The sequence below is a fragment of the Rossellomorea sp. DUT-2 genome, assembly GCF_052665285.1.
On sequence record NZ_JBQPEO010000002.1, the window covers coordinates 648483 to 669706 of the forward strand.

At 41.6% G+C, this 21224-nt stretch carries 22 protein-coding genes; 1 reads left to right on the forward strand and 21 read right to left on the reverse strand.

The genetic code is table 11. From position 1 onward, the window contains the following. Positions 1 to 30: 30 nt before the first annotated feature. The 15 genes from recO to rpsU all read right to left on the reverse strand — a co-directional run bounded on the left by recO (position 31) and on the right by rpsU (position 12151). Positions 31 to 783 carry a DNA repair protein RecO gene (recO, locus tag ACOSV2_RS09085; RefSeq protein ID WP_428974828.1) on the reverse strand — a complete coding sequence of 251 codons (753 nt, stop codon included), beginning with the start codon at positions 781 to 783 and terminating at the stop codon, positions 31 to 33. Between the two features lie 45 nt (positions 784 to 828). Continuing rightward, the gene (locus ACOSV2_RS09090) at positions 829 to 972 is read right to left on the reverse strand and encodes a YqzL family protein (RefSeq protein WP_113970616.1); all 144 of its coding nucleotides are present in this window, start codon (positions 970 to 972) and stop codon (positions 829 to 831) included. Positions 973 to 1083: 111 nt separating this feature from the next. Next, positions 1084 to 2004, reverse strand: a complete 921-nt coding sequence (gene era / locus ACOSV2_RS09095; protein ID WP_428974829.1) for a GTPase Era — start codon at positions 2002 to 2004, stop codon at positions 1084 to 1086. After that, positions 1997 to 2395 carry a cytidine deaminase gene (locus ACOSV2_RS09100; RefSeq protein WP_034757514.1) on the reverse strand — a complete coding sequence of 133 codons (399 nt, stop codon included), beginning with the start codon at positions 2393 to 2395 and terminating at the stop codon, positions 1997 to 1999. The genes era and ACOSV2_RS09100 overlap by 8 nt, the downstream gene beginning before the upstream one ends. A 251-nt stretch (positions 2396 to 2646) precedes the next feature. After that, positions 2647 to 3045, reverse strand: coding sequence for a diacylglycerol kinase (locus ACOSV2_RS09105; RefSeq protein ID WP_428974830.1), 399 nt, complete (start codon positions 3043 to 3045; stop codon positions 2647 to 2649). Further along, entirely contained in the window at positions 3020 to 3493 is a 474-nt protein-coding gene (ybeY, locus tag ACOSV2_RS09110) for an rRNA maturation RNase YbeY (RefSeq protein ID WP_428974831.1), read from the reverse strand. Before ybeY ends, ACOSV2_RS09105 begins: the two co-directional genes overlap by 26 nt. Continuing rightward, positions 3490 to 5655, reverse strand: coding sequence for an HD family phosphohydrolase (locus ACOSV2_RS09115; RefSeq protein WP_428974832.1), 2166 nt, complete (start codon positions 5653 to 5655; stop codon positions 3490 to 3492). The genes ybeY and ACOSV2_RS09115 overlap by 4 nt, the downstream gene beginning before the upstream one ends. 213 nt (positions 5656 to 5868) lie before the next feature. Next, a complete protein-coding gene (locus ACOSV2_RS09120; protein ID WP_397552155.1) occupies positions 5869 to 6828 on the reverse strand; it encodes a PhoH family protein in 960 nt (319 codons plus the stop codon). A 3-nt stretch (positions 6829 to 6831) separates the two neighbouring features. Continuing rightward, positions 6832 to 8019, reverse strand: coding sequence for a sporulation protein YqfD (yqfD, locus tag ACOSV2_RS09125; protein ID WP_428974833.1), 1188 nt, complete (start codon positions 8017 to 8019; stop codon positions 6832 to 6834). Between the two features lie 11 nt (positions 8020 to 8030). Next, positions 8031 to 8315, reverse strand: coding sequence for a sporulation protein YqfC (gene yqfC / locus ACOSV2_RS09130; RefSeq protein ID WP_113970624.1), 285 nt, complete (start codon positions 8313 to 8315; stop codon positions 8031 to 8033). Positions 8316 to 8377: 62 nt separating this feature from the next. Further along, the gene (locus tag ACOSV2_RS09135; RefSeq protein ID WP_428974834.1) at positions 8378 to 8830 is read right to left on the reverse strand and encodes a hypothetical protein; all 453 of its coding nucleotides are present in this window, start codon (positions 8828 to 8830) and stop codon (positions 8378 to 8380) included. Between the two features lie 29 nt (positions 8831 to 8859). Further along, positions 8860 to 9861 (reverse strand): flotillin-like protein FloA, encoded by a 1002-nt coding sequence (floA, locus tag ACOSV2_RS09140; RefSeq protein ID WP_113970660.1) that lies wholly within the window; start codon positions 9859 to 9861, stop codon positions 8860 to 8862. Positions 9862 to 9887: 26 nt separating this feature from the next. Next, positions 9888 to 11198, reverse strand: coding sequence for an NfeD family protein (locus ACOSV2_RS09145; RefSeq protein WP_428974835.1), 1311 nt, complete (start codon positions 11196 to 11198; stop codon positions 9888 to 9890). Positions 11199 to 11516: 318 nt separating this feature from the next. After that, positions 11517 to 11963 carry a GatB/YqeY domain-containing protein gene (locus ACOSV2_RS09150; protein ID WP_397552151.1) on the reverse strand — a complete coding sequence of 149 codons (447 nt, stop codon included), beginning with the start codon at positions 11961 to 11963 and terminating at the stop codon, positions 11517 to 11519. 14 nt (positions 11964 to 11977) lie between these two features. Then, entirely contained in the window at positions 11978 to 12151 is a 174-nt protein-coding gene (rpsU, locus tag ACOSV2_RS09155) for a 30S ribosomal protein S21 (protein WP_032087602.1), read from the reverse strand. A gap of 335 nt (positions 12152 to 12486) precedes the next feature. Here rpsU and ACOSV2_RS09160 point away from each other — a divergent pair, with 335 nt between their 5' ends. After that, complete coding sequence (locus ACOSV2_RS09160) at positions 12487 to 13419, forward strand: Na/Pi symporter (protein WP_397552150.1); 933 nt, start codon at positions 12487 to 12489, stop codon at positions 13417 to 13419. Between the two features lie 35 nt (positions 13420 to 13454). Here the strand turns inward: ACOSV2_RS09160 and deoC are convergent, their stop codons facing one another. The 6 genes from deoC to dnaJ all read right to left on the reverse strand — a co-directional run bounded on the left by deoC (position 13455) and on the right by dnaJ (position 21073). Next, a complete protein-coding gene (gene deoC, locus ACOSV2_RS09165; protein ID WP_428974836.1) occupies positions 13455 to 14126 on the reverse strand; it encodes a deoxyribose-phosphate aldolase in 672 nt (223 codons plus the stop codon). Positions 14127 to 14961: 835 nt separating this feature from the next. Continuing rightward, entirely contained in the window at positions 14962 to 16626 is a 1665-nt protein-coding gene (locus ACOSV2_RS09170; protein WP_428974837.1) for a glycoside hydrolase family 13 protein, read from the reverse strand. Between the two features lie 235 nt (positions 16627 to 16861). Further along, positions 16862 to 18196: a tRNA (N(6)-L-threonylcarbamoyladenosine(37)-C(2))-methylthiotransferase MtaB gene (gene mtaB, locus ACOSV2_RS09175; protein ID WP_428974838.1), complete on the reverse strand. Its 1335-nt coding sequence runs from the start codon at positions 18194 to 18196 to the stop codon at positions 16862 to 16864. 5 nt (positions 18197 to 18201) lie between these two features. Beyond that, positions 18202 to 18948, reverse strand: coding sequence for a 16S rRNA (uracil(1498)-N(3))-methyltransferase (locus ACOSV2_RS09180; RefSeq protein WP_428974839.1), 747 nt, complete (start codon positions 18946 to 18948; stop codon positions 18202 to 18204). Between the two features lie 31 nt (positions 18949 to 18979). Continuing rightward, positions 18980 to 19921 carry a 50S ribosomal protein L11 methyltransferase gene (prmA, locus tag ACOSV2_RS09185; RefSeq protein ID WP_428974840.1) on the reverse strand — a complete coding sequence of 314 codons (942 nt, stop codon included), beginning with the start codon at positions 19919 to 19921 and terminating at the stop codon, positions 18980 to 18982. 24 nt (positions 19922 to 19945) lie between these two features. Further along, complete coding sequence (gene dnaJ / locus ACOSV2_RS09190; RefSeq protein WP_113970634.1) at positions 19946 to 21073, reverse strand: molecular chaperone DnaJ; 1128 nt, start codon at positions 21071 to 21073, stop codon at positions 19946 to 19948. Positions 21074 to 21224 lie beyond the last annotated feature (151 nt).

Sequence of the window (21224 nt, forward strand, 5' to 3'; positions counted from 1 at the left end):
TTTCCGTATAATCACAAGCAGCATTATAAGCTAGAATAAGTCCTTCAGGTTATCCATTTGGTCTAAGAACCTCCTGGATTTTAATGTTAGACCTGAATTTTCATCGTAATAAGTCCTGATTACCCGCTTCAATTGACGTTTTGTTTCATCTTTCACCGATATATTTCCCAATCGATTGATATCGAAATAGTAAAATACCCTCAGAAGCTTCACAGTGCTCTGCGAGATCGGAAAATGATGAGGATCTTCATTTAAACAACGATGACAGATGAATCCATTTTCTTTAAAGGAGAAAGCGAATTCACCATCCGCTTCCCCGCATACACTACATCCATTCAGATGGGGATACAGCCCTAATACAGGAAGCATCTTCATTTCAAATATATGCATAAGAATTTCGGGGTCATAGTCTTCATTTAAATAGTGAATGGTCTTGTAAAGCAGTTCAAATAGAAATGGGTTCGGTTTCCGGTCCTCCGTCGCTTTATCGAGAAGCTCGACGATGTAAGTGGCATAAGCCGTCTTAAACAAATCTTCCCTCACATGCCTTAACGATTCAACCATCTCTCCCTGTTGAAGTGTACCTAGTCCACTTCCTTTAATAAAAAGGAAATAACCATATGTAAACAATTGTGAAATGGCGGATAGACGGCTATTAGGTTTCTTTGCCCCTCTAGCCATCAATCCAATCTTTCCGAATTCTCGTGTGTATATGGTAACAATCTTGTTCGACTCACCGTAATGATTCGTTCTGATCACGATTCCTTCACACTTCTGCAGCATATAGCCACCTCCCGACATCAATCCATCCGGGTGATGACAAGCTTATCACGTTAAAGGAAAATCAACTTCCGCTATTTCTTCTTCAAAGCTGTAAGGATCCTCAGTCGTCTCCTTTTCAAGCTCCTTAAAAAGTAAATAGGTGTCTATACTTCCTGTCTGCGAAAAAAATTTCCATGTTAAGTCTAACATAAAAAACCCACCTTTCTGGATTTAAACTAGCAAGACTTCATAAGCTTTCTTGTGATTAGAATGAGCATTTTCTCTCTAAAAGATGCGGCCTAAATATTGTTAATTCAGCCATCAATATTCGTCGTCACTGAATCCAAAGTCACGAAGGTTAGAAGATCGGTTTCTCCAGTCCTTCTGTACCTTCACCCATAGTTCAAGATATACCTTTGATCCCAACAGGTTCTCAATGTCTACACGGGAACGCTTCCCTACTTCCTTTAGCATCGACCCCTGTTTTCCGATGACAATCCCTTTTTGCGAGTCTCTCTCCACAATAATGGTTGCGATCACGTCAATAAGATCCTTCTCTTGCTTTCGCTCCATTTTATCGATCACGACTGCAATGCTGTGGGGAATCTCTTCCCTTGTCAGGTGCAGGACCTTCTCACGTATGAGTTCTGAAACGATAAAACGTTCAGGATGGTCTGTAATCTGATCAGCAGGATAAAATTGAGGTCCTTCCGGCAGTTGATCCTTTAATAATTGTAGAAGGCTATCTACATTATTTCCTTCAAGTGCTGAAATCGGAACAGTTGCCGCGAAAGGAAACAGGTCATTGTATTGTTGAATCATCGGCAATAACGCATCCGGGTGAATTTGATCAATCTTATTAAGAATAAGAAAAACAGGTGTTTTGACCCCTTTTAACTTCTCGATGATGAAGTGATCTCCTTTTCCTAACCCTTCTTCTACGTTGATCATAAACAAAATGACGTCCACTTCTTTTAAAGTGTTCTGAGCAATCTTCATCATGAAGTCTCCCAGTTTATGTTTCGGTTTGTGTATCCCTGGAGTATCGATGAATATCATTTGTGCATCATCTGTCGTGTAAACTCCCTGAACTTTGTTTCGTGTTGTTTGAGGCTTATCACTCATAATCGCTATCTTTTGACCGATTACATGGTTCAAGAAAGTGGACTTCCCAACGTTTGGACGTCCAATGATGGAGATGAAGCCTGATTTGTATCCTGTATTACTGCCTATATTACTCATTTAAATCCTCCGGTGAAAAAGCTCCTGGTAATAGTTCTGCAACGGTCAGTTCTTCCACATCGCCTTTAAGGTTTGTCAGTACGACCTTCATCTCTTTCGGACATAACTCTGAAATGACCTGACGACAGGCACCGCATGGCGGCACCGGTCTTGCCGTGTCTGCTACAACAGCAATCATTGAATAGTCTGTATCGCCCTCTGAGTAAGCTTTGAATAGTGCTGTTCTTTCGGCACAATTACACATACTGTAGGCTGCGTTCTCGATATTACAACCGTGATAGACCTTACCATCCTTTGACAGAAGGGCCGCTCCCACCTTAAATTTACTATAGGGTACGTATGCTTTTTCTCTCGCTAGTTTAGCTTCTTGTATCAATTGTTCTGCATTCATTCGTTTAACTCTCCTTTTAACCCTTACAAATTCATTTTACTACAATTTTCATAAAAGAAAATGGGCTGTTATCATTTTGTAATAAAATAGTTAGATAATTCAAACTATTTATCGATTTTGTCCTTTGCTCCACTTATTCTATACAAGTATAAGAACGTTTTCAAATGAATTAAAGGCTGCAGGAAAGAAATCGTTCAATTTCTCTCCCGCAGCCTTTGTTTTTCAGGTATTTGAATCTTCTTTGCATCCCATCATAGAGCCGTGATGAGTTCAAGCAGCTTTGGAATAAAGATAATGGCACCCACAATCGCCGTGCAGACGGCAAAGAGTAATACGGCAGCCGAAGCAAGGTCCTTTGCCGCTTTCGCCAAGGGATGGTAGTCTGAAATTGAAAGATCCACTGCCTTTTCGATCGCCGTATTCATGGTTTCAAGTGCCAGTACGGAAAACACCAATATGATCAGGATGATCCATTCCATGGCAGATACGGAAAGCAGATACGCTAGGATAAAAACAATGATCCCTACACATGAATGAATCCTGAAATTCTGCTCCGTGGACCACACAGATTTAATCCCATCTGCCGCATACCCAAAAGACTTCAAGAACCTGAACAGACCGAACTTAGTCCCTTTTGAGTCCATACTCATCTAAGATATCCTTTTGTCTCTGAAACATTTTCTTTTCATCCATTTCCTCCACATGATCATAGCCTAATAAATGCAGGAATCCGTGCAGAGCAAGAAAACCCAGTTCACGGGAAAATGAATGATTGTATTCTTCAGCCTGTTCTTTGGCCCGATCGATGGAAATGATGATATCACCGAGAACCCTGGGAAATTGTCCACCTACTATTTCGACTTCGTCCTCCCCCAGTTCTTCAAGGGCAAAGGAAATGACATCCGTCGGCTGGTCCTTATGGCGGTATTCACGATTAATTTCCTGAATTCTTTCGTTCGTCACAAACGTAACCGACACTTCGCTGTCATCTTCGACCTCTTCTTTATTTGCTGCAAAGTTTAAGATGTTTTGCACCAAATTTGTTTCCTCTTCGGATAATGTTTGAGTTTCATCAATAAAGTCGATCAATAATGTCATACTTCTTCTCCTTTTGCTTTAAGTTCCGGATATTCTATTCTTGGATGAAAGATTCCATTCAGAGTCTCACATAGAGACCTCTTGACTGTCTCTAATTGCTTCAATGAAAGATCGCATTCGTTAAACTGACCGTCCTGCAGGCGGTCTTGTACAATGGAATGAACGAGCTGTTGAATCTCTCCCTGAGTGGGAGATTTCTTGGATCTGACAGCCGCTTCCACACTATCTGCAATGCTAATAATGGCCGCTTCCCTTGTTTGTGGTTTAGGACCGGGATATCGATAATCTTCTTCCTTAACATCTTTCCCTTGTTCCTTTGCCTTATAATAAAAAAATTTCAACAAGGTTGTCCCATGATGCTGCTCGGCAATATCGACGATTTCCTTTGGAAGCTTATGTTTCCGAAGCATGTCAGCACCATCTGAAGCATGACTTATAATAACATCCCTGCTCGTCTCAGGCGAGACCCGATCATGAGGATTTCCCATATTAAGCTGATTTTCAATGAAAAAGTGTGGCCTTTTTGACTTTCCGACATCATGATAGTAGCAGCCGACTCTCGCTAATAGTCCATTTGCACCAATGGATTCACACGCGGATTCTGCAAGATTCGCTACCATGACACTGTGATGATAGGTACCGGGTGCATCGGTCAGCAGCTTCTTTAATAATGGTTGTGTAGGGCTTGAAAGCTCTACCAGCCTCATGGAAGAAAGTATGCCAAACCCCGCCTCGAAAAACGGCAGAAAACCGATTGTTAATATAGAGGAACTGATTCCTGACACCAGGGCAAACACGAGATAATACACATATTCACTATTGGAATAAGAAGTACCGCTTAACAGGACCAAAAACGCCAGGATCAATATATTTACAAGAGCTACGTAAATACCCGCTCTTAAAATATTCGAGCGCTGATTGCGGCTCACTAGGAAAAGAATCCCTGATACTCCACTGAATAACGTATAAATAGCGATCTCCATATCGATTGAACCTGAGAACTGCTGGTGAAAAACGATACTTGAACAAGCTGATAAAATAAACACCATCATCATGGCAATCCGCTCATTCAATAAAATCCTCAGGATCATTCCCGTGAATGCAGCAGGGAATATAAAGGCGATATCATTGATTTCCAGCTGTTCTATCAATCCTACAATCTTCATGATCAACAGTGAGATGACAAACACGATACTCGTGAGGATCAAATAGTTTTGTTTTCGTTCCTCGGTTACTTCCAATGTATAGAAGAAATAATAAAGTGAACTGATCACCACAATCACAAAAAGCGCCAATCCGATGTATGGGCGGAAGGAGAACGTATTTTCCACCATCCCCAATGATTTCATGATCCGGTATTCTTTAGGAGTAATCAATTCCCCATCTTCTACAATGACTCCGCCTTCAATGATTTCAACTGATTGAACATTCGCCACGGCAAGTCTCTTTAATTCATCCGTTTTTTCAGAGTCAAAATATTGTGTAGGTTCAAGTGCCACATTCCCAAGCTTTACGGCAGCATTGGATAGATCCCCCCTAAAGGTATAGTTTGTGATCCTTTGTTCTAAATTTAATCTCGCTTCACTCAATTCCTCTTCTTTCACACCATTTTCCATGATAATCTTCATTTGCGTAGAAACGATTGTCTCTACTCGTTCCAGATCTTCCTCTGACGCTTCCAATAGAGTTTTTAAAACCGTATCATTCAATTGGTTGGTTACATTATTATTCTTATCTTTAGGCAGCTTAGCTTTAAGCTGTTTTAGCTGCTCATTTATTTCCGCTTCAGCTGGAGGCTTCAGTTCCTCTGATCCAGGTTCTTGAGTTTCAGTTTCCTTCTTCACTTCTTTTACACTTTCCATAAGGGAACGAAGTAACGATATGGAGTTGTCGATCGCCCCTTCTTTAGGGGTATAGACATTCCCTACTTCTTCTTTAGCTTCCAGCTGCTTCTTCTCAGTAGCCTCATCATCAACAAATTTCTTCGGCGCCCTAATTGTAGTAGGAGCTTCTTCATACAAATTAATATCCAGTGTTTTCGGTTTTACATTTCCATATAAAACCCCGAAAACAATAATACCAAGTAACACAAATAAAAGATTAGTAAAGAGTCGGTAGCTAAGAAAGCTCCTTATTTTGAGTAAAAATGGGTGCGTTTGCATAAAGAACCCCCTGTTATGTAAGTACAATTTCAACCTGTTCAAGGTATAGAGCTCACGGAAAGAATGAGAAAAAACAATCTAGCAATTATGTAAAATGATAACAGTTTTTCACTTAATTATCCATGTTAAACCCTATAAAAAAAGATTGACCCCTGCATGCGCCGCTTGTATTAACAAGCGACATGAACACATTGGGTCAATCTCTTTATTGCATTACTTTTCGATTGTTTCATAGGCATCGATTATTTTAGCGACTAATGGGTGACGAACCACATCCGCTTGATCAAGATAAATAAACGATACGCCTTTTACATTTTTTAATATTTTTTCAGAGGAAATCAGTCCTGACTCGCTTCCTCTCGGTAAGTCCACTTGAGAGCGATCTCCTGTAATAATCATCTTTGAATCAAAGCCAAGCCTGGTTAAAAACATTTTCATTTGTGCTTTCGTTGTGTTTTGTGCCTCATCGAGGATGACAAACGCATCATCCAGTGTACGGCCTCTCATATAGGCAAGAGGAGCGATTTCAATGGTTCCTCTTTCTATTAACCGAGCTGTATGCTCAGCCCCCAACACATCATGCAGAGCGTCATATAAGGGGCGTAGATAAGGGTCCACTTTTTCCTTCAGGTCACCCGGAAGGAAGCCGAGACTCTCTCCCGCTTCAACAGCTGGCCTTGTGAGAATGATTTTCTTTACCTGCCCGTTTTTCAACGCATGTACCGCCATCACCACAGCAAGATAGGTTTTCCCTGTACCTGCCGGACCAATCCCAAACACCATATCGTGTTTTTTGATAGCCTGAATGTATTGACGCTGCCCAAGGGTTTTCACCCTGATGGATTTACCTTTTGCATTTTTCGTAATTTCTTCATTGTACAAGTCAGTAAAGTATTCAAGTGTCCCTTGCTTGCCCATTTCCAGTGCATAATGGACATCTCTTTGGCCAATATTGATCCCTTTACGTATTACAGCCACGAGTCGATCTGAAACATCTAGAGCGAGACTTACATCTTCTTCCTTACCTGAAACCAGCAATTCTTCGCCTCTTGTTACGATTGAAACGTGTAATTCCTGTTCGATTAATTTAAGGTGAGAATCTGAAACGCCAAACAAAGCGATGGCTTCATTAGGGTTTTCAAGTTGTAATTTCATTAAGATTTCATCTGACATTCGTTAGTCTCCTTGAATAATTGGTTGTCCTACTGCAATGTTTTCTAATACTTTGAAGTGAATTGTTACCCTAACTTTACCATTCTCAACCTTTTCTTGCAAAATTTTTTCACCTATGACTTCGGCATCCTCAGGGAGGGTGGACTCCAAATTACTCTTGGCCAGCTTCCTCGCCGCATCGATGGCTTCTGATTTCGTATAAGTTCTCTCTACATCCTCTTTCTCTTTAAAGCTTTTATCAATATAATATATCGGCAGCTCCCATTTCAAAAAACGCAGGTTCTTTTTATTCTCTTCCTCGATGGACTCTTCATACTCAACTTTTCCGAATCCCCAAATCGGAATATTAATAGAGCCGACTCCGACATAATGCTTTCTTTTTTCATCGCCGCTAAAAACCACAAATTGGGATTTCAAAGGTAAATCAACGTTAGATTTATACCATGTTTCCCCGAGGATTTTTGCTTTGGCCGGGACCCCTTTAGGATCCTTTTCATTCCCTATCAATCCTGATACGAGAAGCTGACCTTTGTTCACATAGTCATTGACGTTCACCTGGGGATCTCCTTCTTCTACGAACATTTGAGTGATGATCGCTTTCTTCTTCGCTACGATATGCTGCAGACCAGAGGATTCAGAAGGTTCAGGGGCGTTCTTCTCAACCACTTGGAAGTGAAAGGTTGTCCCTTGCAATTCCACCCCTACCCACGTAATATTATTCATTCTGTAGGATAGCTCCCGTTGGATATTTTCCACATCCGGCAGGGAGAATTGCAGCTTCCCTTTCGACACTCCCATTTCTTCCAGCTCTTTTCTGATGCTGTGCTCCGTTTGTGGGGATGCCCCTTTAATTTGAATGTCCCATACCATATTGGAAAGCAGGAAGACGATGACGAAGAAAGCAAGTCCACCTATCATGAACCCTGAGTTCTTCAGAGATCGCTTAAACAAAAATGGAACTCCCTGACCTCTTAGAAATGTCACTTTACACTCGGATGTCCGCACCGCTCTTCGGAAGTTATGTACATCCTCTAAGGATAAGTAAAAGGTGATGGTCTCCGTTCCAGCTCTCTTCACATTCCAAATCGTGATATTTGCACGAAGCAATTGATTGATGACCCTCTCAACTAATCTGCCTTCCATTTTCACAAATACCTTTCCCCTTAGAAAGGTGAACCATTGATTCTTCAAATCCGTCCCTCCTATTGTTCCAAATAGATCACTTCTACGATCTTCCCCTGAAGAAGAATTTCTTCCGGAAGAATCATCTTGATGACAAACTGTTCACCTTTTATTAAAAGTTGACCTTGTTTTAGCAGAAGTCGTACCTCTCGATCTGTGAACGTTAACAGACCACGATGGTTTTCTATATAGATGTGAATTTGTCCAATCATGGTGACGCGAGGAAGGTCCATCATGACATCTTCAGGTAAATCCATTTTCTGTGTCATCCATTTACGCGCATGCTGTAAAAAGCTTTTTGCCATAAAAAAGAACCCCCTTTCATCTCATATTTATGAAATGAAAAGGGGTTTCATCACTCTTATTTTTAATGATGACGTTTTTTTGATCTTGGAGGTCCAAATACCTCTGAAAAGATAAATCCTTTTACGATATCATCTTCCTTGTTGAAATCAATGTTGAGAGTTGAGCCTTTTTCCCGTATCTTCTCTGCCCTGGTTTGATGAGCTTCCAGTCTGCGGGAATAACGTTCTTCTTTCTTTTGTAAATCTGCATAGGTTGATTCCGTTTCCTTCTTCTTTTCTTCAAACCGGGTTTGAATAGAAGAGGCTGCGTCTTTCAATGGTTCTTTGTATTCTCTTGGCACTCTGTTCCGTGCCGTTCTCTCCCTTTCTCTTCCTCTTTCATGAGGTTCGGAAGGAGGGGGAGACGCCGTTTGAATCGGCTTTTGCCTTACCGGTTTATTAGAAGGAGACTCTTTCACTTTATTGAAAATCGTAGTGATAAGTCCGATCAGTATGGCAATGATTAACGGTTCCATGGAGAAAACTCCTTTCTCACAAGGGGAAATTACTTATCTTTAGAATTTTTCGGATCATTTTTATCCCCGGTTAGTTTCCCGATCGAGTCTCTCATTTCCGTATCAGCGTCGATATTCTTTAAGTTCATATAGTCCATCACACCGATATTTCCTGATCTGAGTGCTTCAGCCATGGCAAGAGGTACTTCTGCTTCTGCTTCCACAACTTTCGCTCTCATTTCTTCTACTCTTGCTTTCATTTCCTGCTCATTGGCCACGGCCATTGCTCTTCTTTCTTCAGCTTTCGCCTGTGCAATGTTTTTATCAGCTTCCGCTTGTTCTGTTTGCAGTTCTGCTCCGATATTCTTGCCGATATCAACGTCCGCGATATCAATCGAGAGGATTTCAAATGCTGTACCTGCATCCAGGCCTTTCGAAAGGACCGTTTGAGAAATCAAATCCGGATTTTCCAATACCTTCTTATGATTGCTGGATGAACCGATTGTTGATACAATCCCTTCCCCTACACGGGCAACGATTGTCTCTTCCCCGGCCCCCCCGACAAGGCGGTCAATGTTCGCACGAACCGTAATACGCGCTTTGGCTTTCACTTCAATTCCATCCATTGCAACACCGGCAATAAATGGCGTTTCGATTACTTTAGGGTTAACACTCATTTGAACCGCTTCAAGTACGTCACGACCAGCAAGGTCAATCGCCGCACAACGTTCAAAGGTCAGTTCAATGTTTGCACGATGGGCTGCAATCAGTGCATTGACCACTCTGTCTACATTACCACCAGCTAAATAGTGACTCTCCAGCTGATTGATCGTTACCGTGATGCCTGCTTTATGAGCTTTAATTAATGGGTTAATCACACGACTCGGGATAACACGTCTCAACCTCATCCCCACTAGTGTGAAAATACTGATTCTTACTCCTGCTGCGATGGCTGAAATCCACAGCATGACTGGTACAAATGTAAACAATACTGCTAATACAATCACTCCCACCACAATGGCAACGAGCAATAAAATCGTACTTGGTCCTATAACCATATTCTTTACCTCCTAAGTAATTATGAAATGTCTCTTACAACAATCCGCGAACCTTCTACTTTCACAATCTTAACTCTTTCACCTGCTTTAATAAAGCCACCCTCTGTCACTGCATCAATTCTTTCATCATCCACAATCACGGTTCCGGATGGTCTTAAAGGTGTTTTCGTTACACCTTCTTTACCGACCAATTCTAATCGATTGATGTTTGATACATATCCACTTTCTGTGCTTGTTGAATCTTTTAAAATGATTTTGTTAAAAAATTTCATTTTTTTACCAAACACCTTTACAAATATAATCATTGTCGCAACGGCAATAAGTAAAGCGATAAGAAGAGAAATGCCCATTTGCACTACATCGCCCCCTGCCAACATAATACTTGCGAGAATAGCCCCGATCCCAAGTCCGCCTGCAATGCCCCCAGGGAGGAAAAATTCCGCTACGATAAGAGCGACCCCAATGATAAAGAGGATTATGGTTTCGTAACCGGCAAGTCCCGCCACTAAGTGTCCATAAAAGAATAATACAAGGGAAATCAATCCGATAGAACCGGCAATCCCAAAGCCTGGTGAATACAATTCGACAATCAACCCAAGGCTTGCCAACGAAAGAAGGATTGGTACCACGACCGGATTGGTTATAAATCGTGCCAGCTTCTCTGCAAAGGTCTCTTCGACATTTACAACAGAAGATTTATCGACACCAAGGGTTTCATATAACTCATCCAGGTTCGCAACGGTTCCTTCAGAGTAGCCGACTTGCTTGGCTTCTTTTGAACCGAGAGTCAATAATTCCCCTTTTTCTATCCCCAATTCTTCGATCACTACCGATTCATCCGCCATGGCCAGGGCAACTTGAGGATCTCTCCCATTTGATTCAGCCGCACTCTTCATGGCAGAAAGCCAGTAACTCTGAGCTTTCTTATCAGCGGCATTTCCAGCTTGATCAATCACAGCCGCAGAACCGATTTGACCATTTGGAACCATATAGATCTCATCTGCATGAAGGGAGATGAAGGCACCTGCCGATAAAGCGTGATTATTCACAAAGGCAACCGTCTTCGTTTCTACGCCGTCAAGGAGCTGACCAATATCTCCAGCTGCAGTGACCAGACCTCCCGGCGTATCAATATCAAAAACAATCAGTTCAGCATTGTTTTCCTCTGCATCACTTATCGCTCTCTCCAGAAATGCATGAAGCCCTTTTTCAACTTCCTTGTGAATAGGTATGACGTATACTTTCTTTGTATTATCCGCGGAGCTTAACAAGGGCTGAAGAAAACTGAACCCAAGAATCATCATGAAAAATATTAGTAGACCTTTTTTCAACGCAACCCCCTCGTTTCAGGTAATATTCCTTGATACTCTATGTACGTTTGACCTTTAAAAAAGTTTCAACTTTTTTAAAAATAGTATGTGGTTGGGGCGGAATTTACTAATATAGTAAAAAAACTTGAAAAAGAAGGATATTTTTGATGGATTGAAGCTTGGTTATGACAATCTTTCACCTTTTATTATCGACTTCCTCAAACTTATTTTCAACCTCAAACTGTAATCTTAACTTCCCCTATAAATCTTCAAACCGCCTCCCTTCTTAACGCTATTAAAAAAACCGGAAAGCATGATGGCTTTCCGGTCTCTTTAATCTTATGATAAATGTTGAAGAACAAGTTTGTTGACGAGAGCTCCATCGGCTTTCCCTTTTAATTTAGGCATGATTGCTCCCATCACTTTGCCCATGTCAGCTTTAGAAGTAGCACCTACCTCCGCTACCGTCTGTTGGACAATGGCAGAGACTTCTTCTTCTGAAAGCTGCTTCGGCATATATATTTCGACGTAAGTCAGTTCTGTTTGAATTTTTTCAACGAGGTCTTCGCGACCAGCGTTTTGAAATTCATGGAGGGAGTCTTTCCGTTGCTTCACTTCTCGAGAAAGGACAGTCAACTCTTCGTCTTCAGAGAGTTCCTGTTTCCCATGTTTAATCGCTTCATTTTGAAGTGAAGCTTTAAGCATGCGGATAACAGAAAGCTTCTCTTTTTCTTTATTTTTCATCGCTTGTTTCATATCATCATTTAAACGATTGAGAAGACTCATGCTTACACCCTCTCTTAGAACTTACGCTTTCTTGCAGCTTCTGATTTCTTTTTGCGTTTTACGCTTGGCTTTTCATAAAATTCGCGCTTTCTAAACTCTTGTAAAGTTCCTGTTTTAGAAACTGAGCGTTTGAAGCGACGAAGAGCATCTTCAAGCGATTCGTTTTTACGAACAACTGTTTTTGACATCTCTCTTTCCCTCCCTCCGAACACACTACACTTACATGTTAAAGTCAAGAAATGGTTTGTACCAAATTCTTAAGACGCAGAGTTTCCTAGCGTCCTTTACTTCACCAATAGGTTATGGCTTTGCCCTTGGATTATTGTCACAAGGGGACAGAAAGTGTATGTCTTTCTTGGATGAACTCTTTATTAATATAAAGAAATCCATGTACTTTGCCATTATAATATATGATATGTAATAGGTCAACAATTTATCATAAAACACCTTATATAAATAGGCATGTCTCACTCAATTCTTCCATACATTTGTATAAAGCAGGCTGGTGTGTGGGAGGAATGTAATGATTTTACATGGAATCGCCTTTATTTTTTTCATCTTATGTTTTTTACTGGGGATGACTTGGCTGCGGTCAGGGCTTTTTAATATTGCCAATCAGAAAATTAAGAAATGGCTTCATTATTTAACGAGCACTCCTGCTAAGGGTGTCCTTACAGGAACGATTGTAACAGCCTTTATCCATAGCAGTTCTGCCGTTATGGTTCTCACTGTGGGACTGGCCTCTTCCGGCTTGATACCGTTCAGACAGACGATCGGAATCATGCTTGGGTCTAATATCGGAACAACCTTCACCCTTGAAATGTTCACACTGGATATGAATTATCTTATTGTCCCATCCATGATCATCGGATGCATTCTGTATTTCTTCCGCTCACCCTCCATCCGAAGTGCGGGAATGATATTTATCGGGTTTGGATTAATCTTTACGTCGATCCGGGCGATTCAGTGGTTAGCTACTCCATTAACGACTCACGAATCCTTGCGCACGTATATCATAGAAGTGAACGAGCATGTTGTACTCGCGCTGCTTATTGGTTGTATATTAACGGCGATCATCCAGTCCAGCACCGTTGTGACAGGAGTGACGATGGGATTTCTGGCTGCAGGTTCCATTGATCTTCATGCGGGAATCACCATTATGCTTGGCGCAAACGTCGGGACATGTATTACAGCTTTTATTGCAAGCATCGGTGGGGGTACTCAAGCAAAACTGACGGCGTACGCTCACATATGGCTTAACGTTATTGGGGTCGCTCTTTTTATCCCCTTCATCCCATTACTCGGATTGGTGGCTCAATCTTTAGCAGGCTCACCCGATTTACAATTGGCCCACGCCAGTGTCCTATTTAACCTTTTATGCTCGATCCTTGTGTTGCCATTTGCGAATCAATTCGCCCGTTTCATTGAAAGGATTCACCAGCCAAAAAAAAGCTGAACGAGGATTGAATTCCTCGTTCAGCTTTTTTCTTATTAATAATCAGAGTCGCTTGTCAAGCCTTGTACGATTTTCACACCAGAGCTTGCTCCCAGGCGGGTAGCCCCTGCATCAATCATAGCTTGTGCGTCTTCGGAAGAACGTACGCCTCCAGAAGCCTTCACACCGATATCAGGTCCAACTGTTTTTCTCATAAGAGCGATATCTTCTATAGTCGCTCCCCCAGTAGAGAATCCTGTAGATGTTTTCACATAATCTGCTCCAGCTTCTACAGCTAATTGGCAAGCTTTCACTTTTTCTTCATCCGTCAGCAGGCATGTTTCAATGATTACTTTTGAAAGTGCTTTACCTTTAGATGCTGCCACAACTGCTTCAATATCGCGTTTAACCAACTCATGATCGCCACTTTTCAATGCGCCGATATTGATGACCATATCCACTTCTGTAGCACCTTTTTCGATTGCATCTTTAGTTTCGAATGCTTTCGTTTCAGGCGTAGAAGCTCCAAGTGGGAACCCGATAACCGTACACACTTTTACTTCAGTGCCGCTTAATAATTCGCTTGAATATTGAACCCATGTCGGGTTAACGCACACAGAAGCAAATTTAAATTCTTTCGCTTCCTGGCAAAGTACTTCTACTTGGTCTTTCGTTGATTCTGGTTTAAGTAAAGTATGATCAATCATACTTGCAATGTTCGTAGTCATTCATTATCTCTCCTTTAACAGTTGTCCGTACCTCTCTTATCATAACAAAACAAAGAGAAAAAGACGAGCATTTCTTATTAGCATCTCCCAAAAAAGAAAACCTTTTCATTTTTTAATTCTCTTTTCACAAAGTTTGTTGTTTTCTAACATAAAGTCTGCCAAGGTGCTCCGTCAACCAGTGTGTGCTTAGATGGTGAGGGGAACCGCTTCGCTTTCCGCGGACGTACGGCCGAGCCTCCTCAGCTTCGCTTCCGGGGTCTCGGCACGCCCGTTCTTCCGCAGGAGTCTACGCAGTTCCCCTCACCATCTATAAGAAATATTCGTGACAGAGCTTATAGGGACAAAAAAATAATCTTAAGAAAACAGAATTACACAAGAGGAAATCGACCACTACTCTCTTTAAATGAGGTTGTTTTTCAAAGAAATTTATATTGATTTTATTAGAATTACTTCAAGTTGAAAAAGTTGATTAGATTTATCAGGGACCTTCTACTTACGTTTCGATGTCCTTCTTGGTTTTAATCCAAAGCAACCGTAAATTCAACCCAAGCCCGTCTATCTATATTATTAGGCATTCAGAATGTAGAAGAACAGAGTGGATTGTAGCGGAAGGCACTTGACTCCTGCGGGATATAGAGGAAAGGTCGAGACCCCACAGACGGAACGTCGAGGAGGCTCGACTTCCTCCCCGGGGAATCTTGTGCCTGGAGCGGAAAGGAACGGTCTAAGTTTTGATCACTCTACCTGTTTCCTTCTCTTAAATAACAACAATTTTTAAGAATAGTGCCAAATAAAAACAACCCCGGTATTCAAATACCAGGGTTGCAACCTTCAATTATTTTAAACGGTACACTCTCGCTTCGTATGGCTTAAGAGTTAACTTGCTTACATTTTCATGGCTGTCTGCATCATAGTTATTCAACAGAAGATTAGAAGAGGAGACTTCCAATTTACCAAGGTCACAAACGGCATTCTTAGTGGAAAGGTTTGTGATCACGATCATGGATCGATCTTCACCTGTGCGGGTATACGCATAGATTTGCTTGTCTTTTTCAAGAAGCAGGTCATAGATCCCGTACGTGAAGACATCTTCCTTTTTCTTTAGTTGAATCATTTTTTTATAGAAGTTCAGAATGGAGTTTTCATCCTTTTCCTGAGCTTTTACATTGATTGTTTTATAGTTTGGATTGACTTTCATCCAAGGCTTGCCGTTTGTAAATCCACTGTTTCCTTCATCCGTCCATTGCATCGGTGTTCTGCTGTTGTCACGGGAAGAAGCCCAGATGATGTCCATGATGTCTTGGTGAGGTACTCCTTCTTCACGCTTCAGACGATATAGATTCTTGACCGCTACATCATCATAATCTTCAATGGAAGGGAATTGAACATTAGTCATCCCGATTTCCTGGCCTTGATAAATAAAGGGAGTCCCCTGCATTAAGAAGTACATGGTTGCCATGGCAGTGGCACTTTCTTTCCAATATTCTTTATCATTGCCCCAAGTGGATACAACTCGTGGTTTATCATGGTTTTCGATGAATAGGGCATTCCAGCCGTTGCCTTCGAGGCCTTTTTGCCAGCGAGTGAGCACCTTCTTCAATTCGACGATATCAAGGTCCGGGTTAGTTTCGGCGTCCCAAAGACCGAGATGTTCAAATTGGAAAATCATATCCATCTTACCGTTTTCTTTTCCAACCCATAGTTCCGCTTCATCGGCTTTTACACCATTTGCTTCTCCAACGGACATGACATCATAGTTTGCATACGTCCGATCCTTGAATTCTTGCAGGAACGTGTGAATCCCTTTTTGATTCATATGCATATCGAAAGAAGAAACATACTTTTCCTTTTTAGGATTTGGCATATCAGGAAGTCCTGGACGTTTCTTAATATGGCTGATGGCATCGATCCTGAAACCATCAATTCCTTTATCAAGCCACCAGTTGACTGTGTCATACAGAGCGTCGCGGACTTCTTCATTTTCCCAGTTCAAATCCGGCTGCTTCGTAGAGAATACGTGAAGGAAATATTGATCTGTTTCTTCGTCATACTCCCAGGCTGATCCCCCAAAGATACTCTCCCAGTTATTCGGTTCCTTGCCTTTTACGCCATCTCTCCATATATACCAGTCACGCTTTGGATTTTCTTTAGAGCTTTTAGACTCAATGAACCAAGGGTGCTCGTCACTTGTATGATTAAGTACAAGGTCAATGATCAATTTCATATCTCTCTTGTGAACCTCATTAAGTAGCTGATCGAAGTCCTCCATCGTACCGAAGTCTTCCATAATATCCTGATAATCAGAAATATCATATCCATTATCATCATTAGGTGATTTATACATTGGACAAATCCAAATCACATCGATACCTAATTCTTTAATATAATCCAACCGCTGAATCACGCCCTGCAAGTCACCGATTCCGTCGCCGTTTGAATCCTGAAAACTCCTGGGATAGATTTGATAGCCTACCGCTTCTTTACGCCATGCCTTTTTCATCGTAACACCTCATCAAAGTATAGTAAGATACAAACGCTTACATTTAATGCAATCGTTTGCACTATTAGTTTAAAAAAAAACCTGTTTCTTTTATTATATTGACATTAATAGTTTACAACCTTCCTCTTCACTTATCAATAGATAAATTGATTCTGTACAAAAAAAGAAAGTGGTTACAAAGAATTATTGTGCAAAAACAAAAAAGCACCCAACCATTGTCAGGTGCCTTGATCTATTAAATTGCGGCTTTTTCGTCTTGCTCTTCAAGGACACGTACAAATTGACCTTCGTTTAAAGGATAACCGGCTTTCGTGATTTTCACTTTCACCAGTTTCCCTACCATATCTTCCGTTGCCGGGAATACTACTTTCAGGTAATTATCCGTATATCCAACATAGTGATCGTCTTTGTAAATTTCTTCAGGGATAACTTCTAATACTTCATTTTCAAACCGAGAAGCGTATTCTTTCGCTAATTGGTTTGAAAGTTCAATTAGACGATGAACTCTTTCGTTCTTGATATCTTCATCGATTTGGTCGTCCATCCGTGCGGCAGGAGTACCTGTCCGCTTAGAATATGGGAACACATGAAGCTCTGAGAATTTATGTTCATTGATGAAATGATAAGTTTCCATAAATTCTTCTTCCGTTTCACCGGGAAAACCGACAATGACATCAGAGGTAATGGCAAGTCCTGGTAAAGCCCTCTTAAGCTTTTCCAAGCGTTCTGCAAAGAATTCCATCGTATATTTTCTGCGCATTCTCTTAAGGACCGTATTGGATCCTGATTGAAGCGGAACGTGTAAGTGTCTGACAACGATATTCGATTGATCGATCACTTCAATGACTTCATCCGTCAGTTGACTGGCCTCGATGGAAGAGATACGAATTCTCTTCAGACCTTTCACTTTTTGCTCCAGATCTTTAAGAAGCATGGCAAGATTGTAGTCTTTCATGTCCTCTCCGTATCCACCTGTGTGAATGCCTGTCAGGACAATCTCTTTATAGCCTGCATCCACAAGCTGTTGAGCTTGATGAATGACTTCTTCAGGATCACGGGATCTCATCAGACCGCGTGCCCATGGAATGATACAGAACGTACAGAAATTATTGCAGCCTTCCTGGATCTTAAGAGAGGCACGTGTACGATCTGTAAACGCCGGGACATCCAGTTCTTCGTAGACACGGTTCTTCATGATGTTCGTGACGCCATTGATCGGTTGTCGTTCTGTTTTGTATTCTTCGATATACGTAAGCATTTTTCTTCGATCCTGCGTTCCCACCACGACATCGACGCCTGGTATCGCCATGATTTCAGCAGGGGATGTTTGAGCGTAGCATCCAGTTACACAAATCACTCCGTCAGGATTCTTACGGATGGCACGACGAATGACCTGTCTGCTTTTCTTATCTCCTGTATTCGTTACCGTGCACGTGTTAATGACATACACATCTGCAATCGAATCATATTCTACACGTTCGTATCCTTCTTCTTTAAATAGTTGCCAGATGGCTTCTGTTTCGTAGTGGTTCACTTTACACCCTAGAGTGTGAAACGCTACTGATGGCATTACAATCACCTCATAAGTTCTAATTGATAGCTGATGGCTGAGAGGACATACAATGGAGCAGTCTCCGTCCGTAAGATTCTTGGGCCAAGGCCACATGGGATAAAGCCCTCGTTCTTACACATCTCTACTTCTTTTTCTGTCAATCCACCTTCAGGACCGAATACGACCAGGACACTTTGTCCATGTTCAATCGTCGATAACACCTTTGAAAGATTTCCTTTTTCTCCGGCTCTTGCTTCTTCTTCATATGCAATCAGTTTGTAATCAAACTGTGCCTGTATTAATTGTTTCAATGAAATGGGGGCAGATACGTCGGGAACAAGGAGTCTATGAGACTGTTCCGCTGCTTCCTTGACGATTTTCTCCCATCGTTCAACCTTTTTCTTTGCTTTTTTATCGTCCCACTTCACAATGGAGCGATCCGCATTAAAAGGGATAAATTGAGTGGCTCCAAGCTCTGTTCCCTTTTGGAAAATCAACTCCAATTTATCCCCTTTCGGCAGTCCGCTCGCAATGGTTACTTTAATTGGTAATTCTTTCGTCGTTGTTTCCCATTTTACTATTGATAGTTCTACTGAGTCACTGGAAATCGTTTCAATTCGGGCAATTGCTGATGCTTGATCCTTAAAAACAGCATAGACTTCATCATCTTCCTTCATTCTCATGACACGAACGATATGATGATAGTCATCCCCTGTTATCGTAATCGGATCATTTTCTCGATATGTGTCATTAATAAAATATCGTTGCATACAGTTTCAACTCCACCGTTTTTACTTACATTCACATAGGCTTCTTGGCAATAATAGCGACCCAGTCTTCCATGACCATAATTTCTTCTATTATAAATCCGGCAGACTCCAATGCATCACGTACTTCTTGCTTCTTTGGCTGGATAATCCCAGAGGTGATAAAAGATCCACCCGGTTTCACAAGTTCGAAGGCATCAAGTGTAAAGCGTAAAATGATTTCAGCCAAAATGTTCGCTACAATCACATCCGCTTGCCCTGTAACTCCATTCAATAAATTGTTCTCGTCAACCGTCACAGTTTGTTGAACTTTGTTCAGCTTCACATTCAATCTTGCTGAACGAACAGCCACTTCATCCAGGTCATACGCTCTTACATTGTCTGCTGCCAACTGTGCAGCAGCAATGGATAATACACCTGAACCTGTTCCTACATCGATGACAGTATCATGTTCTTTCACGATTCGCTCGAGTGCCTGGATACACATGACCGTTGTAGGATGAGTTCCTGTCCCGAATGCCATGCCTGGATCGAGTTCAATGATGAGTTCGTCACTGTGAACCGGTGTATATTCTTCCCAAGTAGGGACGATCGTAAATTTATCGGAGATCTTCACAGGATGGTAGTATTTCTTCCACGCCGTTGCCCATTCTTCCTCATTCACTTCTGAAATCTCCACTTTGTTTTCACCAATGTCTATATCATAGGTAACCAGGTTCGTAATGCCCTGCTTGATCTCGTCAACGGTTTCACCAAGAAAGCTATTTACGGGTAAATACGCTTTGACTAAGACACCTTCACTCGGATAATCATCAGGATTGAGTTGGTAGATCTCTCCAAACATATCTTCTCTTTCCTTAATTAATTCGGCAGGGTCTTCAATGACCACACCGCTTGCTCCAGATTCATGAAGAATGTTTGAAATAGGTTCAATCGCTTCATTCGTAGTAAGAATACTGATTTCTGACCATTTCATTGATCTACCAACTCCGTCCTTTAGTTATTCGCCTTTAAAGGCTTTTTTTACTTTATCAAAAAAGCTTTCATGCTGTTCGTCTGGTACCTGTCCGCTAATATCCGCAAATTCTCTTAATAATTGCTTTTGCTTATCTGTTAATTTAGAAGGGGTAACCACCTTCACCTGAACATGCTGATCACCTGTACCGTATCCACGTACATTCGGTACTCCTTTACCTTTCAAACGGAATCTCGTGCTTGTTTGAGTTCCAGCAGGCACTTTCAGCTTAACTTTCCCGTGCAGGGTCGGTACTTCAATTTCATCACCTAATGCCGCTTGTGCAAACGTCACTGGCATTTCACAATAGATATCGTCTCCGTTACGCTCAAAGAAATCATGAGAGCGAACGTGGAATACAACGTACAAGTCACCGGCAGGTCCGCCATTTATACCTGGTTCACCTTGACCTGTCACACGCAGCTGCTGTCCATCATCGATACCAGCCGGGATTTTAACAGAGATTTTACGGCGCTTCTGTACTTTTCCTGCTCCTCCACAAGTTGAACATTTCTCCTTGATTTGTTTACCCGTACCGTTACAGTAGTGACAAACCCGTCTGTTCACAATGCGGCCAAACGGTGTATTCTGTTCTACATTCAATTGACCCGATCCATTACAGTGAGAACATGTATTGACCTTTGTTCCCGGCTTCGCACCTGAACCATGGCAAGTGTCACATTCTTCTTCTCTCGGAATCTCGATTTCTGTGTCTTTTCCAAAGACCGCTTCTTCAAATGTCAGTGACATCGTGTACTGAAGGTCGGCACCTTGTCTAGGTGCGTTCGGATCTCTTCTGCGGCCTCCGCCGCCTCCGAAGAATGTATTAAAGATATCTTCGAAACCACCGAAACCGCCACCGCCAAAGTCAGCTCCGCCGCCAAATCCCTGGTTAGGGTCAGTATGTCCAAAACGATCATATTGAGCACGCTTTTGATCATCACTCAATACTTCATAGGCTTCCGATATTTCTTTGAATTTTTCATCCGCATCCGCTTCTTTATTAATATCCGGATGATATTTTTTGGAGAGCTTGCGGTATGCTTTCTTCATTTCGTCTTTTGAGGCATCTTTTCCGACACCAAGAACCTCATAATAGTCCCGTTTACTCATTAAAACACCACTCCCGAATCCTTTGCATAAAGGTTATTTTAACATTGAGCTTTGACTATTATCAATAAAAACTCAACATTCCTTCTAATTGATTGTGTCTGATAGATGAATGTAACACATTCTGTTTCTTTCAATCATAGAAAAAGTCAAA